Source organism: Dokdonia sp. PRO95 (assembly GCF_000355805.1).
Lineage (GTDB): Bacteria > Bacteroidota > Bacteroidia > Flavobacteriales > Flavobacteriaceae > Dokdonia.
The window spans coordinates 2,938,084-2,954,132 of record NZ_CM001837.1 but is presented as its reverse complement, the minus strand read 5'-3'; the positions used below and the strand labels follow the sequence as shown (position 1 = coordinate 2,954,132).

At 36.5% G+C, this 16,049-nt stretch carries 16 protein-coding genes and 1 other RNA gene; 13 read left to right on the top strand and 4 right to left on the bottom strand.

Annotated features, from left to right (window positions below; genetic code table 11):
* Positions 1–40 precede the first annotated feature (40 nt).
* Both D017_RS13285 and rnpB read left to right on the top strand, forming a co-directional pair.
* Entirely contained in the window at positions 41–2,620 is a 2,580-nt protein-coding gene (locus tag D017_RS13285) for a phosphoenolpyruvate carboxylase (protein ID WP_035337127.1), read from the top strand.
* 59 nt (positions 2,621–2,679) lie between these two features.
* An RNA gene (gene rnpB, locus D017_RS15075) (RNase P RNA component class A) lies at positions 2,680–3,001 on the top strand.
* A 141-nt stretch (positions 3,002–3,142) separates the two neighbouring features.
* On the opposite strand, the gene D017_RS13280 is transcribed toward rnpB, so the two are convergent.
* From D017_RS13280 to D017_RS13270, 3 genes are read right to left on the bottom strand one after another with little or no spacing between them, the layout of a single operon-like run.
* A complete protein-coding gene (locus D017_RS13280) occupies positions 3,143–3,703 on the bottom strand; it encodes an RsmD family RNA methyltransferase (RefSeq protein WP_035337125.1) in 561 nt (186 codons plus the stop codon).
* Positions 3,700–4,494, bottom strand: a complete 795-nt coding sequence (locus tag D017_RS13275) for a DUF3822 family protein (protein WP_225969307.1) — start codon at positions 4,492–4,494, stop codon at positions 3,700–3,702. Before D017_RS13275 ends, D017_RS13280 begins: the two co-directional genes overlap by 4 nt.
* Entirely contained in the window at positions 4,484–5,134 is a 651-nt protein-coding gene (locus D017_RS13270; protein ID WP_035337123.1) for a hypothetical protein, read from the bottom strand. Before D017_RS13270 ends, D017_RS13275 begins: the two co-directional genes overlap by 11 nt.
* 114 nt (positions 5,135–5,248) lie before the next feature.
* Here D017_RS13270 and D017_RS13265 point away from each other — a divergent pair, with 114 nt between their 5' ends.
* The 4 genes from D017_RS13265 (at position 5,249) to D017_RS13250 (ending at position 8,836) form a co-directional block, all read left to right on the top strand.
* Positions 5,249–6,685 carry an AAA family ATPase gene (locus D017_RS13265; protein ID WP_035337121.1) on the top strand — a complete coding sequence of 479 codons (1,437 nt, stop codon included), beginning with the start codon at positions 5,249–5,251 and terminating at the stop codon, positions 6,683–6,685.
* Positions 6,686–6,864: 179 nt separating this feature from the next.
* The gene (locus D017_RS13260; protein ID WP_035337119.1) at positions 6,865–7,425 is read left to right on the top strand and encodes a DUF4126 domain-containing protein; all 561 of its coding nucleotides are present in this window, start codon (positions 6,865–6,867) and stop codon (positions 7,423–7,425) included.
* A gap of 131 nt (positions 7,426–7,556) precedes the next feature.
* On the top strand, positions 7,557–8,276 hold the full coding sequence (kdsB, locus tag D017_RS13255) for a 3-deoxy-manno-octulosonate cytidylyltransferase (protein ID WP_035338288.1): 720 nt from the start codon (positions 7,557–7,559) through the stop codon (positions 8,274–8,276).
* Between the two features lie 5 nt (positions 8,277–8,281).
* Positions 8,282–8,836, top strand: coding sequence for a 1-acyl-sn-glycerol-3-phosphate acyltransferase (locus D017_RS13250; RefSeq protein WP_035337117.1), 555 nt, complete (start codon positions 8,282–8,284; stop codon positions 8,834–8,836).
* 82 nt (positions 8,837–8,918) lie between these two features.
* Here D017_RS13250 and D017_RS13245 read toward each other — a convergent pair whose 3' ends face one another.
* Positions 8,919–9,410 (bottom strand): DNA starvation/stationary phase protection protein, encoded by a 492-nt coding sequence (locus D017_RS13245; protein WP_021779185.1) that lies wholly within the window; start codon positions 9,408–9,410, stop codon positions 8,919–8,921.
* Positions 9,411–9,567: 157 nt separating this feature from the next.
* Between D017_RS13245 and D017_RS13240 the strand changes: the two genes are divergently transcribed.
* The 7 genes from D017_RS13240 (at position 9,568) to cysQ (ending at position 16,046) form a co-directional block, all read left to right on the top strand.
* Positions 9,568–10,566 carry an SDR family oxidoreductase gene (locus D017_RS13240; protein WP_035337115.1) on the top strand — a complete coding sequence of 333 codons (999 nt, stop codon included), beginning with the start codon at positions 9,568–9,570 and terminating at the stop codon, positions 10,564–10,566.
* Between the two features lie 78 nt (positions 10,567–10,644).
* Positions 10,645–11,922: a nucleotide sugar dehydrogenase gene (locus tag D017_RS13235; protein ID WP_035337114.1), complete on the top strand. Its 1,278-nt coding sequence runs from the start codon at positions 10,645–10,647 to the stop codon at positions 11,920–11,922.
* Positions 11,923–12,966 (top strand): dTDP-glucose 4,6-dehydratase, encoded by a 1,044-nt coding sequence (gene rfbB, locus D017_RS13230; protein ID WP_035337112.1) that lies wholly within the window; start codon positions 11,923–11,925, stop codon positions 12,964–12,966.
* The gene (gene rfbA / locus D017_RS13225) at positions 12,966–13,820 is read left to right on the top strand and encodes a glucose-1-phosphate thymidylyltransferase RfbA (RefSeq protein ID WP_035337110.1); all 855 of its coding nucleotides are present in this window, start codon (positions 12,966–12,968) and stop codon (positions 13,818–13,820) included. The genes rfbB and rfbA overlap by 1 nt, the downstream gene beginning before the upstream one ends.
* Positions 13,820–14,374 carry a dTDP-4-dehydrorhamnose 3,5-epimerase gene (rfbC, locus tag D017_RS13220; protein WP_035337108.1) on the top strand — a complete coding sequence of 185 codons (555 nt, stop codon included), beginning with the start codon at positions 13,820–13,822 and terminating at the stop codon, positions 14,372–14,374. The genes rfbA and rfbC overlap by 1 nt, the downstream gene beginning before the upstream one ends.
* On the top strand, positions 14,374–15,249 hold the full coding sequence (gene rfbD / locus D017_RS13215; protein ID WP_035337106.1) for a dTDP-4-dehydrorhamnose reductase: 876 nt from the start codon (positions 14,374–14,376) through the stop codon (positions 15,247–15,249). The genes rfbC and rfbD overlap by 1 nt, the downstream gene beginning before the upstream one ends.
* Positions 15,246–16,046, top strand: a complete 801-nt coding sequence (gene cysQ, locus D017_RS13210; protein WP_035337104.1) for a 3'(2'),5'-bisphosphate nucleotidase CysQ — start codon at positions 15,246–15,248, stop codon at positions 16,044–16,046. Before rfbD ends, cysQ begins: the two co-directional genes overlap by 4 nt.
* The last annotated feature ends 3 nt before the right edge of the window (positions 16,047–16,049 follow it).

Genomic DNA, 16,049 nt, shown 5'->3' with positions numbered 1-16,049 from the left:
AAATGAAAAGTGATATGTATTTTTAATAAAAATAATATCCATGTCTAGAGAACCAAAAATTGAGAGATTTAATTCAAATGTGAAGTCAAAATACGAGGTGTATAACGCCATATTTATGACACTTCCCTTTGATGGTATTTCAAATACAGGAGTCTTACTTCCGCTTTTTCATTCTATTTGTAAAGCTGGATATGAGGACAATAAAAATCCTTCTGAAATAATTGAGTATTTCTTTGAAAGATATATGAGAAATGCCTCGGCAAAGGAAAGGGAAGATTTACTATTCAAATTTATACAATACATAGAGCGTCAAGTAGTACTTTTTGATGCGATAGAGGATGCTTCATATCGTATTGTAAACAATATGGACGGACGCGGAACACTGCGTAACATAAAAGAAGAAGCAGAGGCAACTGGTAAAAAGGAAGAGCTTATTGCTTACTTAAATACTTTTAAAATAAGACCAGTACTTACTGCACACCCTACGCAGTTTTATCCAGGAGTGGTGCTAGGTATTATCAATGATCTTAGTGAAGCAATACGAGAAGACCGTCTAGAAGATATTAAATCATTACTGGCTCAATTAGGAAAAACACCTTTCTTCAAGAAAGAAAAACCTACGCCTTATGACGAGGCTGTAAGTTTAATATGGTATCTAGAAAATGTATTTTACCATAGTGCAGGTGCTATTTATGATTACTTGCACAAGCATTTAATACAAGATGAAGCTTTTAGCAACTCCCTAGTAGATTTAGGGTTTTGGCCAGGTGGAGATCGCGACGGTAATCCATTTGTAACTACAGAAATCACACTTAAAGTTGCTCGTAAATTGCGTAGCACGGTACTGAGAAATTATTATCGCGAGCTAAGACAACTGCGACGTCGTATTACATTTCAAGGTACAGGGGAGCTTCTAGGTTCATTAGAGGCTGCGTTATATAAAGCGATCTTTGTAGAGGGTAAACCAGAAATCGATCAAAAGCATATTCTTGCGGTCCTTAAAGAGGTACGTGATGTGGTAAGAGATAAACATCAAAGTTTATACTTAGACCATATTGATAGCTTAATTCATAAAGTAGAACTATTTGGTTTACATTTTGCCTCGCTAGATATAAGACAAGATAGTAGCATCCATAAAATTGTTTTTGAAGAAATAGTAGCACATGCTCAGATAGATGGTAAAGCCATATTTCCAGAAAATTATCTCAATTTGAGCGAAAGCGATCAAATAGAATTTTTAAATAAGGTTAGTGGATCACTAAATCCTAATGATTTTGATAACGAAGTGGTCACAAAAACACTAGGTTCCATTTATGCCATGAAAACTATTCAAGAAGAGAATGGTGAAAAAGGCTCTAATCGTTACATCATAAGTAATTCTCAAAGTGCATTGCATGTCATGCAGGCTTTTACGTTCTTAAGACTATGTGATTGGGTTATGCCTACAGCAGATGTTTCCCCACTTTTTGAGACCGTTCCAGATTTAATTGCGGCTCCAGAAGTGATGGAGGCGTTATATACAAACTCAACATACAGTGCGCATTTAAAGCGTCGCGGCATGCGCCAGACTATAATGCTAGGGTTCTCTGATGGAACTAAGGATGGAGGTTATCTTATGGCAAATTGGAGTATTTTTAAAGCCAAAGAAGCAATGACCGCCATGTCTAGAAAATATGGTGTTACCGTAATTTTCTTTGACGGTAGAGGAGGGCCACCAGCACGCGGTGGCGGAAAGACTCACCAATTTTATGCATCTTTAGGACCTAAAATTGAAGCTCAAGAAATACAGCTTACAGTACAAGGACAAACCATTAGTTCAAATTTTGGGACATTAGATTCATGTCAATATAATCTTGAGCAATTACTAAGTAGTGGTGTTGCAAATGAAGTTTTTGCATCTGCAAATAATGATATTACAGATACCGACAGAGCAACACTAGAAGCACTAGCTCAAAAGAGTTATGAAGCATATACAGCCTTTAAACAGCACGATAAATTCTTGCCGTATTTGGAGCGTATGAGTACGCTTAAATATTATGCAAAAACAAATATTGGTAGTAGACCAAGTAAACGCTCTCAGAAATCTACACTAGATTTTGGAGACTTAAGAGCGATTCCTTTTGTGGGCAGTTGGAGCCAACTAAAACAAAACGTTCCAGGTTTTTATGGTGTAGGTACTGCGCTGGCTTCTTTTGAAGAAAAAGGAACACTTGGGGAGGTGAAAGAGCTTTATAAAAACAGTTCATTCTTCCGTACGTTGCTTGAAAATAGTATGATGAGTCTTACTAAGTCATTCTTTGGTTTAACGGCTTACATGGCAGATGATAAGGAGTTTGGTGCTTTCTGGAAAATCTTATTTGATGAGTATGAACGTAGCAAGCGATTAATGCTTGAAGTTTCAGGACTTAAAGAATTAATGGAAAATGAGCAAGCTGGTAAAGCCTCCATACAAGAAAGAGAGCGCATCGTATTGCCACTTCTTACTATCCAGCAATATGCATTAAGAACTATACAAGAAATGCAAAAATCTGGAGAGCAGTCAGATAAGCTTGAGGTGTATGAGCAGATGGTGACGAGATCTTTATTTGGTAATATTAATGCTAGTAGAAACTCTGCATAAAAAAATCATCATAAGGGAGTAATGCGTTGCTCCCTTATAATAGTTAGAGTACCTTTGCGCTAGCAGGCCGCCTTATTGATCCAGCAATGGATAGGAAAGTCCGGACACCATAGGATAGCATAGCGGCTAACGGCCGTCACGCTAAATTTATTTTTAGTGGAGGACAAGTGCAACAGAAAGAATGTACAGGTAATGCTGTAGCGAACCCAGGTAAACTCTATGCGGTGCAATGTCAAGTATACTCACAGTTAAGTGCGATCCGTGCGTTGTGGGAGGGTAGGCAGATAGAGGTTACTAGTAATGGTAATCCCAGATAAATAATAAGGAATCTTTAGAATTATCTAGAGTGAACAGAATCCGGCTTATAGGCCTGCTTTTTTTTTATATAATCACTTAGCGTTAAGTGCTTCTTATAACAAATAAATCCCGCTAGCTGCGGGATTTATTTGTTATTGTATTTATTGTTTCGCTTCCCGAAGTGAATTCGTGACGAGTCTCGCGAAAGCGTGACTATAAAAATTACTATTCTTCTTCGTCACTTTCTGGCATCTCAAAAAAGCTAAAGGCATTCCCACCATAATTACGTGTCTGTACATAATTAGGAAATGAATCCATCTTAGTATATTTTCCGTGCTCAATAATGAGCAGCCCATCTTGATCTAGTAAATTTTGTTTAAAAACAAGCGTTGCTATCTTTTCAAAATCTTTAATGTCAATATCATAAGGTGGATCTGCAAAAATGATGTCATAAGTGCCTCTTGCACGTTCTAGATACTTAAATACGTCACTTTTTATAGTTTGAATTGAAAATTCAAACTCCTCTGCCGTTTTATTTATAAACTGTACACAACCATAATTTCCATCTACGGCTGTAATCTGGTCTGAGCCACGTGAGGCAAACTCATAACTTATATTTCCTGTACCTGCAAAAAGATCTAAAACCCTAAGCTGGCTCATGTGGTAGTTACTTCTCAGAATATTAAACAATGCTTCCTTAGCCATATCTGTCGTAGGGCGTACGGGTAATTTTTTTGGAGCTGCGATGCGGCGTCCTTTATATTTTCCTGAGATTATTCTTGTCATAGTAGTGTTGCGAGTAAGGATTGTGATCTAGTTGTGGCAGTAGATGGACTGTCCTTAATTATGAGATGTCTTATGTAAGTATGCGCTATATTGTAAAATTCGTCATCTTTTTCTATAGTGCCTGTAAGTGTTACGGATGTACTTTCTGGATTAAGTTCTAGTTGTTCTAGAGTGAAGAGTAAATAATATATAAAATCCTCCTTTGCGCGTATCTCAAATCTATTTATAAACAGTAGTTTTTTATTCTTGACTACTCCCATCTCAAAATAGGAACGTTGTAAATTTACTAGTACTTGAGCCTCTTCGTTATTTGAGTATTCTATGAGAAGATGTTTTGCAAATATTGTAGTGCTGTGATAATATTCAAAGGATCCAAAAGTATCAAAAAAGAAGTTATTTACGTTTGAATAAGGTACGTAGACATTAATAAGATCATAAAAATCTATCGTATCGTGGGCGATATAATCTGTACTTAAAATCTTAGTATTAAACTTGAGATAATCTGCTGCCTTCTCACTATCAAATAGGGCCTTTGGCACAAGTGTAAACAGCTCATTAGCATATACCACCGTAACCTTAGAAAACGGTTGTGCGAGCGCTTCTACTTCTTTAAAAGCTTTTTCTATCTCTAGGAGTAGAGTGGTAGGGTTCACGTTTTCGCGAAAGCGTACTACTTCTGCATCCTTCACATCTTTTGAATGGATGTGTTGAGTAAAAAAAGAAAGTCCATCCAAATGAATTTGGATGGACAGACTATATAATGAATTGGTATTGTTTTGTCTAGTTATCAACTCCGTAACTCTTAGGGAAGTTAGTGTTAGTATTTATAGACTCCATAGAACCTACAGTTAAAGCATCACCATTTACACCATCTACAGATACGATTTGCTTTTCTTTAGCAACGTAGTCTTTAGGTTGGTCTGCTAGAATGATATCTTTCTTTAGTGATATTTCAAATACTGGATACATAGTATTACTTTTTTCAATTTCTCCAGCATCCATTTCAAACTTCGCATTTACTCCTTCTATAGGAACATTTATCATTGTCTTATAGCGATCTGAACCTTTGAATAAAGAATCTTTAACTGATTTTGTACCTAACGTATCGATAACTACAATTTCTTTAAAAGTATCTACACGGAAACGTTTAGTTTTTTCTACATCAAGTACAGTAGTATCTCTACGTTGTGTAAGAGTGAATTCTGCTGTATCAATAAAACGAACTAGTTTATCAAAATCTTTCTCATACTTACCTGTAACGGTTTTATGAGCAAGCTGTGATTTTCTTAGGTCTAACATGTTCACAAGAGCAGCTTTATATCGCTCTTCTTTTATCTCATTAAATTTTACCTCTCCCCAAATTGCGTTAAAAAGAAGGTAACCTAAAGCGGCAATTACTACCCAAAGTACAAGCTGTATTACTAGTTTCATGTAATGATGTTTAATATTAGTTATGGTTAGGAACAAATCTACAATTTTTTTTTACACACAAAAATTTATTATCTCATTTTTCATTATGTAATTTGCGAGCATTCTCAAACATCTATGATTAAAGAACCCAGAGCATTTTACAAGCAGTTAGTTAAAGATTTTGTACACACGCCTACTTTAAAGCAGGACAGGCTGTTAGAGCAATTGTCAACCTTTCTATTTGACACATCTAAGGATAAAGTATTTGTTCTTAAAGGGTTTGCAGGTACAGGTAAAACTACAGTAATCGGGACTGTTGTAAAAAATTTATGGCAAGCAGGTATGACATCTGTGCTCATGGCACCTACAGGAAGAGCGGCAAAGGTGGCGAGTAATTATAGCAAAAAGCAAGCCTATACCATACACAGAAAAATTTATTTTCCAAAAAAAGAGCGTGGAGGTGGTGTATCTTTTAGTCTACAGCCTAATAAGCACAGAAATTGCATTTTTATAGTAGATGAAGCCTCCATGATTTCAGACAGAGCTGCAGAGTCAAAGTTTTTTGATAATGGCTCGCTCTTAGATGATATGATGCAATACATTTATGGTGGGCATAATTGTAAACTCATTTTAGTAGGGGATGAGGCGCAATTGCCACCAGTAAAGCTTGATATGTCACCAGCACTTGATGTTCAATTGCTCTCTATGCACTATAATAAAAATGTAGAAACATTACAGCTTGACGAAGTAATGAGGCAAGCAGAAGATAGTGGTATCCTCATGAATGCCACTTCTCTGAGAGAACAACTATCAGAAGAGTTTTATGAAGATTTTAAATTTGATCTAAATGGTTTTAAGGATGTTGTAAGGCTTATAGATGGACACGAGATTATGGATGCAATTAATGATTGTTACAGCTCTGTAGGTACAGAAGAAACCGCAATCATTGTAAGATCTAACAAGAGAGCAAATCTATATAACCAGCAAATAAGAAATCGTATTCTCTTTCAAGAAGAAGAAATATCTGCAGGAGACCACTTAATGGTGGTAAAGAATAATTACTTCTGGCTAGATGCAAAAAGTGATGCTGGATTTATTGCAAACGGTGATATTGTAAAAGTATTAGAAATACTAGCTATTAAGGAACTCTACGGCTTTCGCTTTGCAGAGGTAAAAGTGCAAATGGTAGATTACCCACAAATGCAACCATTTGAGACTGTAGTAATGCTAGATGTGCTCACACTTGAGACACCAGCACTACCTTATGAAGATGGAGATCGGCTCTATAAAGAAGTCCAAAAAGACTATGTAGACGAAACTTCGAATTACAAACGTTTCCAAAAAATAAAAAACAACAAATACTTTAACGCCTTACAGGTTAAATTCTCTTATGCTATTACCTGTCATAAATCACAAGGTGGGCAGTGGGAAAATGTTTTTATAGAGCAACCCTACCTCCCAGACGGGATGAATAAAGATTATTTAAGATGGTTATATACAGCGATAACTAGATCAAAAAGTAAGCTGTACTTAATAGGTTTTAAAGATGAAATGTTTGTAGAAGCAGAGTAGCGTTGTTATATAAATTTCCTTTAGGAGCTATTTCCCGCTTTACGCTACAATTCCTCATCGCGGCTACGCCAGCTCTTGCGGGATTTTCACTACAATCGGGGCCAGGGACTAGATAGTTATATATTTATGGCTAGTTTTTTGATTATAACGTCTGTATATAAATAAGTAAGTTTACAATTATGAGTTTTGAATTAATAGTAAGTATCATATTAGGATTTTCACTTGCCGCCGCTGCTGGTTTTAGAGTATTTGTTCCTTTATTAGTCTTAAGTTTATCTGCCCACTTTGGTTGGTTTCCTGTAAACGATACTTGGCAGTGGGTGGGTAGCGTTCCGGCGCTAGTTTTACTTGGTGTTGCTACAATATTTGAAGTAGGAGCCTATTTTATTCCTTGGGTTGATAACCTACTGGACACGATATCTGTACCACTAGCTGCAATCGCGGGTACATTACTTATGGTAGCTACTATGGGAGATATGGATCCTACTATTACTTGGGCGCTGGCCATCATCGCTGGTGGCGGAGCAGCGGCAGCTGTTTCTGGTACTACGAGCGCCACCAGATTAGGGAGTACAGCAACTACAGGCGGTATTGCAAACCCACTCGTTGCAGGTACAGAAACCATTGCAGCGACTACAGTTTCAGTAGCGAGCATCTTTTCGCCTATACTTGCACTAGTGATTGTATTGTTACTTATAGGTCTTGGCTGGAAGATTATTTCTAGGCTAAGAAGGGCCTAAGTTTTACATTTCTTTTTAAGTAACTTTGCAACTTGTTCTATGGTGTTTTATGCTTTCGCGAAAGCGTAATTATAACCAGAATAAGACATCAAAACGTGAATATATTGAAAGAAAATCTGAAGATTATAGCAATGATACCCGCACGTTATGCGGCGTCTAGGTTTCCCGGTAAGATGATGAAAGATCTTGCAGGTAAACCTGTTATTGTGCGCACCTATGAGAGTGTTGTAGCCACAAAGTTGTTTGACGAAGTATATGTAGTTACAGATAGCAATGTTATTTATAAGGCAATAGAAGCCGAGGGCGGTAAGGCCATAATGAGTGTTAAAGAGCACGAGTGCGGTAGTGATAGAATTGCAGAGGCAGTGGCTTCTCTAGATGTAGATGTGGTTGTAAACGTACAAGGAGATGAACCTTTTACTAGTAGGGAAGACTTGGCACCAGTATTAGACGTGTTTTATGGAGATGATGCTGCACAAATAGATCTTGCTAGTGTGATGATGCCTATGAAGGAGGATCAAGAGATTGTAAACCCTAATAATGTAAAAGTTATTGTAGACAATTTTGACTTTGCATTATACTTCTCTAGGTCACCACTTCCATATGTGCGCGATAATGAAGCTGGTATAATTACTTATAAACATAAAGGTATTTATGCCTTTAGAAAGCAGGCTATACTTGACTTTGCATCTATGCATATGACACCTCTTGAAAAGGCAGAAAAAATAGAGTGCATACGATTCTTAGAGTATGGTAAAAAAATTAAAATGGTACGTTCATCAAGACTTGCAATAGGTATTGATACTCCAGAAGATCTAGAAAAAGCAATTAAAATTTATTCGAATAAGTAGCGCATATGGGACTTGCAAAGTTTATATATAAAAATATTTTAGGCTGGAAGGTAATAGGTGACTTTTCTCAAGACACAGTAAAGAAGGCTGTGGTAATCGCTGTGCCCCACACCAGCTGGCACGATTTTTATATGGGTATTGTACTTCGTACTATGCTTGATGTTAAGATAGGCTTCATCGGTAAGAAGGAGCTTTTTAAATGGCCAATGGGGCCTATTTTTAAAGCAATGGGAGGTGCGCCTATAGACCGTACACCAGGTCAAGATAAAGTACAATCTATCGCAAATGTTTTTAAGGATAAGGAGGAGTTTAGACTCACAATAGCCCCAGAGGGGACACGTAAAAAAGTTGATAAGCTTAAAACAGGGTTTTATTACATTGCTCTTGCAGCAGAGGTGCCTATTATAATGGTTGCTTTTGATTTTGGTAAAAAGGAGCAACGTATATCTAAGCCATTATATCCATCAGGTAATATAGATGAAGACCTTGCACTTATTCACGAGTTCTTTAAGGGAGCTGTAGGTAAGGTGCCAGAATATAGTTTTACTCCAGATGAGTAGAAAGTTTATAAGTACTTAAATAAAATGCCTCAATACTATTTAAAGTATTGAGGCATTTTTTATTTGTAAGAGTGATTAGGATTTAAGCTTCTTTGTAAGTGCCTGCTGTTTTCTTTCTCCAGGCGTCCAGCATCCAGCTTGTTTTTTCTAGTTCACGTATGTAGGCCCCTATAAGGTCTATGGTACCTTCGTCACCAGCGTCGTCTGCTTTTTTTACAACAGCGCTTAGTTGCTTGAGAATTTTCCCGTGATCTCCAAGTATCGTGTCTACCATATCTCTGTCAGACAGATCAGATTTTGACTCTTTGATGCTAGATGCTTCAAGATAATCTGAGAGATTACTTACCGGTGCAAAACGCAATGTTAGGATACGCTCTGCAATCTCATCGATTTTAATCTTGGCATCATCATAAAGTTGTTCAAACTGCTCGTGTAAGTCAAAAAAGTTCTCACCAGAAACATTCCAGTGAAAATTGCGAAGTTTTTGGTAGTATACGTGATAGTCAGATAAAAGTATGTTGAGCTCTGTAACTGTCTCTTTAGTTTTTTTTGTGTCTAAGTTTAAATAATTCATAGTTCTTTGGTTTTTATATAAAATTACAAAGGCTTAGAGGTCTGAGGGTTATTTGAGAGTTGGTTTGGGATAAGTTTAACCCGATATGCTAAGATTGTTATAAAAAAACAATGTTCTGACTGCATAGAAAATACTTTATATTTGGATTAAAAAAATAATGGATTTAGACCTGAAGAATGAGCTTGAAGGTAAAATGATTTTAGTGACAGGAGGAGCTGGTTTTATAGGTTCTAATATCTGTGAGGTTCTTATTAATAATGGAGCAATTGTAACTTGTCTCGATAACCTTGCAACGGGGCATAAACATAATCTAGATGCTATCATAGATCATTCAAAGTTTACTTTTATAGAAGGTGATATAAGGGATATGGAAACTTGTAAAAAGGCAGTGTCTCAGAGTGACTATGTATTGCATCAGGCTGCATTAGGATCTGTACCAAGATCAATAAAAGATCCTGCAACGAGTAATGAAGTCAATGTAGGTGGATTTTTGAATATGCTCATTGCATCTAAAGATAAAGGTGTAAAGCGTTTTGTGTATGCGGCAAGTTCTTCAACTTACGGAGACTCTCAAGGATTGCCAAAGCAAGAAGATATTATAGGGAAACCATTGTCTCCTTATGCCATCACAAAATATGTAAATGAGTTGTATGCAGATGTATTTCATAAAACCTATGGGATAGATTGTATAGGGCTTAGATATTTTAATGTTTTTGGTAGAAAACAAGATTCAAATGGCGCTTATGCGGCTGTGATACCTAAGTTTACAAAACTTTTGATGAATCAAGAATCACCAGTTATAAATGGGGATGGGAGTTATTCTAGAGATTTTACATATATAGATAATGTAATAGAAATGAATATTAGGGCGATGCTTTCTAAAAATAAGGAAGCCTTAAATACAGTCTATAATGTAGCTTATGGTGAACGCATTGATCTAATGGAATTAATTAAAATTTTGAAAAAAGAATTATCATTTTTTGATTCTTCAATAAGTAATATTGCAGTGATTTTCGGTCCCAATAGAGTAGGTGATGTCCCTCATTCTCTTGCAGATATAAGTAAGGCAAAAAAATTATTAGGATATAATCCAGAATACAGCGTACGTCAAGGTTTGGTAGAGGCTGTAAAATGGTATTATGATAATCTAGTCTAATACTAGATATTTGATTAAATTGCTTATTCTGCAATTTATAAAAATGAGGGCTTGTAAGCCTTTGGAGGTCTATATATAATGGAAAATATTAAAATAGGAGTAATTGGACTAGGGTATGTTGGTCTGCCTTTAGCTTGTTTGTTTGCATCAAAATATAATGTTGTAGGTTATGATATTAACAACAAGCGAGTAGAAGAAATTAATTCAGGTATTGATACTACCTTAGAAGTTCAAAGTAGTCATCTGAAAAGTGTTTTGCAATCAACTTTAAAAACTAACGGACTTAAGTGCTCAAGTATCTTAAATGATATTGCAGATTGTAACGTTTACATTGTTACGGTGCCTACTCCAATAGATGTTCACAAGAAGCCAGTCCTCAAGCCTCTTTATGACAGTAGTGCTGCTATTGGAGCTGTACTAAAGAAAAATGATATAGTCATTTATGAGAGTACGGTATATCCTGGAGTAACAGAGGAGGAGTGTGTTCCTATTTTAGAAAAACATAGTGGATTAATATTTAATAAAGACTTTTTTGCTGGTTATTCTCCAGAAAGAATTAATCCAGGAGATAAATTGCATACGGTAGATAAAATTTTAAAAGTTACATCTGGAAGCACACTTGAAATAGGTAGGAAGGTGGATGATTTATATGCTTCTGTAATAACCGCAGGAACGCACCTAGCACCTTCAATTAAAGTGGCAGAGGCAGCAAAAGTCATTGAAAATTCTCAAAGAGATATCAATATAGCTTTTGTAAATGAGCTTGCTAAGATTTTTAATCTTATGGATATAGATACTCAAGATGTACTCGAAGCGGCAGGAACAAAATGGAATTTTCTTCCTTTCAAGCCTGGCTTGGTAGGTGGGCACTGCATTGGTGTGGATCCATATTATCTTGCTGAAAAAGCACTAGATTTAGGGTATAATCCTGAAATTATTTTGGCAGGTAGACGCCTCAATGACAGTATGGGGGCATACGTGGCTAGTCAAGTAATAAAGCTATTACTTAAAAATGATATTCCGGTTAAAGGTTCTGAAATTCTTGTATTAGGAATTACTTTTAAAGAAAATTGTCCTGATGTCCGCAACTCAAGAGTTGTTGATATTCATAAGAATTTAATGGAGTATGGCGTAAATTTGACAACATTTGATCCTTGGGTAAATAATGAAGAAGTTTTTAAAGAATTTGGAATTGACGTAATGACTGAATTGCCTAATCAGAAATTTGATGCAATTATTCAAGCGGTTTCACACGATAAATTTCAAAAAATAGATTTTTCATTATTGAGAAAAGATGCATCTATTATTTATGATGTAAAGGGAACAATAAAAGGTAATGTAGACGGTAGATTATAGATGAATATATTAATAACAGGAGGAGCAGGTTTTATAGGTTCTCACGTAGTGAGGCTATTTCTAGAAGTTTTTCCAGAGAGTCATATTTACAATCTTGATGCACTTACATATGCAGGTAACCTAGAGAACCTGGCTGATGTAGAAGCGTCTAGCAATTATACATTTATAAAAGGGGACATCAATGAAGCCCCCTTTTTGATGACCTTATTTTCCAAATATCAATTTGATAAGGTAATACACCTAGCAGCAGAGTCTCACGTAGATAGAAGTATTAAAAATCCTCTAGCTTTTGTGCAGACTAACGTTATTGGAACATTAAACTTGCTCAATGCAGCTAAGGAAATATGGAAAGATAATCTTGATAACAAGCTTTTCTACCATATAAGTACAGACGAGGTGTATGGTACACTTGGTGAGACAGGCTTGTTTACAGAGACTACATCATACGCCCCAAACTCACCCTATGCTGCATCTAAGGCAAGCTCAGATCATTTTGTAAGAGCTTATGGAGAAACCTATGGTTTGCCATATATCATTAGTAATTGCTCTAACAATTATGGACCTAATCAGTTTCCAGAAAAACTGGTTCCTCTATTTATAAATAATATTATTTTAAACAAGGCGCTTCCTGTTTACGGTGACGGCAACTATACAAGAGATTGGTTATTTGTAAAAGATCACGCAAGCGCTATAGCAAGTATATTTAAAGAGGGAAAACTAGGCGAGACCTACAATATAGGTGGGGTTAATGAATGGAAAAATATTGATCTCGTAAAGTTATTATGTGATAAGATGGATGAGAAGCTTTCGCGAAAGCGTAATACCTCTCAATCTCTTATTACCTTTATAAAAGACAGACCAGGTCACGACAAGCGATATGCGATAGATGCCTCAAAAATTGAAAAAGAACTGGGGTGGAAACCATCTGTTACTTTTGAGGAAGGACTAGAACTCACAATAGATTGGTATCTTGCCAATAGCTCTTGGCTAGAGAATGTCACTTCTGGAGCATATCAAGAATATTACAATAAAATGTATACTTAATGAAAGGTATTGTACTTGCTGGAGGATCTGGAACTAGACTGTCACCACTTACCATTGCTGTAAGCAAGCAATTGCTACCTGTGTATGATAAGCCTATGATATATTACCCTATATCAGTACTTATGCTTGCTGGTATACGTGAGATTCTTATTATCACAACGCCAGAAGATAATCATCTTTTTAAAAGATTATTAGGTGATGGATCAGGACTTGGGTGCTCTTTTTCTTATGAGGTGCAAGAACATCCCAACGGACTTGCAGAAGCCTTTATTATAGGAGAATCCTTTATTGGGAATGATAAAGTAGCTCTTGTATTAGGTGATAATATTTTTTATGGGAATGGTCTCAGTAAGCTATTACAAAGCAAAGTCACAGTAGATGGAGGTGCCATATTTGCATATCCTGTTCGTGACCCAGAGCGTTTTGGAGTTGTCGCTTTTGATAAGGATATGAATGTCACGAGTATCGAAGAAAAACCAGAGAGCCCACAATCTAACTACGCCGTACCAGGTATTTATTTTTACGATAATGATGTAGTTGCTATTGCAAAAGAAATTAAGCCCTCTCATAGGGGTGAGCTTGAGATTACAGCAATAAATCAAGAATATTTACTTCGTAAAAAGCTTACTGTAGGTGTTATGAGTAGAGGGATGTCTTGGTTTGATACAGGTACAGTAGATGCGCTAGATGATGCGACAGAATTTATAAGAGTTTTACAACGTAATCAAAGCACAATGATAGCTTGTCTTGAGGAGATTGCTTACAAGATGAATTGGATATCATACGAAGCTCTTAAGGCAGGTGCTTCAAGATATGGTAAAGGGGCATATGCACAATACATAAATACACTATAGTGGAATTTCAAAAAACAGCATTCAAAGATTTAATTATATGCACTCCTAAGGTGTTTGAAGATGATCGAGGTTATTTTTATGAATCCTTTAATGCAAAGGCATTTCAAAGCTTTGCAGGTTTTGAGCCAGAGTTTGTTCAAGATAATCAGTCGCAGTCTACATATGGCGTCTTGCGTGGGCTTCATTTTCAAATAGGGGAGTTTGCACAATCTAAGCTCGTACGGGTTGTAGTAGGTGAGGTACTTGATGTAGTTGTTGATTTAAGAAAAAACGAACCTACCTATAAGAAAGCTTACAGCATACGTCTCAGTGCAGAAAATAAAAAACAACTTTTCGTTCCAAAAGGGATGGCACACGGTTTTGTAACACTTAGCGATACCGCAACGTTTATTTATAAATGCGATAACTACTATAATAAAGAGAGTGAGCTTGGTCTGGCATATAACGATCCATCATTGCAAATCGATTGGTTATTAGATAAGCAGGATGTCATCCTTTCAGAGAAAGATAAGGAAAATACGATGCTTTCAGATTTACCTTCTAACCTGTTTTAATGAGTACGCTTTCGCTAAATATACGATTACTCATTACAGGTGGTGGTGGTCAGCTGGCACAAGCCATAAAGGAGGAAGAAGCTACTTTTGAGAATGTTACGAGTATACATCTGTCAAAATCTAAGTTGGATATCACATCAACATCTTCTATTGAGAAAGCACTTGATTTACATCAACCAGATGTTATAATAAACACAGCCGCATACACCGCTGTAGATGCCGCCGAAGAGGATAAAGAGAAAGCTTTCCTAGTAAATGAAATAGGCGTAAAGAATCTAGCTCAAGCTTGTAAGGATAATGGAATCAAACTCATTCACATCTCTACAGATTATGTCTTTGACGGAGAAAAAACAGAAGAATATACAGAGGAAGATATTCCAAATCCAACAACGGTTTATGGCAAGTCTAAACTTGCTGGTGAGCAGGCCATAATTACTTCAGGGCTTCTTGACTACGCTATTATAAGAACATCCTGGGTCTACAGTGTTTACAGAAGTAATTTTGTGAAGACTATGTTACGATTAGGTAATGAGAAAGACGAGATTTCGGTTGTAAACGATCAATATGGTTCTCCTACGTGGGCAAATAATCTAGCTTCTATTATTTTAAAGTTGTCAAACGTGCTTACTATACAGAATGCAGGCGTATATCATTATACAAATGAGGGTGTCACTACGTGGTACGCTTTCGCGAAAGCGGTATTCAGCTACAAGAAAATGAGTATAAACGTTTTGCCTGTGTCTAGCGACCGCTTTGTAACAAAGGCCACGCGCCCAAAAAATAGTAAATTAGAAAGTTCTAAAATCATCAACCTTTTAGGGATTGAGAACGTGCCTTGGGAAAAAAGTCTTGAGAAAATGCTGGTTAAATTATGATAAGTGATCAATTTAAAAGTATCGCTGTCAAAGCTGCGCTTCAAGCTGGTGATGTAATTAGAGAGGTGTATGCGACAGCATTTGATAGCATTCTTAAAAGTGATGATTCACCCCTTACAGTTGCAGATACTCGTGCCCACGAGGTAATCTGCAAGGAGCTAAGCGCTACAAACATTCCTGTTTTAAGTGAAGAAGCCGCCGAAATTCCTTATGAAGAAAGAAGTACTTGGGACATCTTTTGGCTCGTAGATCCACTAGACGGCACCAAAGAGTTTATAAATCGCAATGGAGAATTTACTGTAAACATTGCATTGATAATAGGAGCTAGGCCAGTTTTTGGTATTATCTATATTCCGGTGTCTGATACACTATATTTAGGTGGAAGCTCACTAGGCAAAAGCTATAAAATATCAAATCCTACAATAGAGATGGGGTGGAATCAAGTAGTGGATGATAAGCATATAATTTTCACAAATAAGTTAAAATCACAAAAAGAGATACGAGTAGTGACAAGTCGCTCTCACCTCAATGAGCAAACAGTAGCGTATATAGAGGATTTAAAAAAAAATACCAATTCGGTAAGCTTACTTCCTGCGGGTAGTGCGCTTAAATTCTGTCTACTTGCAGAAGGAAATGCAGATAGATACCCTAGATTTGCTCCTTGTATGGAGTGGGATACGGCTGCTGGTGATGCTATATGTGAGACCGCTGGAATTACTGTTTTTATTGCAGGAACAACCCAGAAATTAACATATAATAAGAAGTCCTTATTTAGTCCTAACTTTGAAGCTTATTAATAC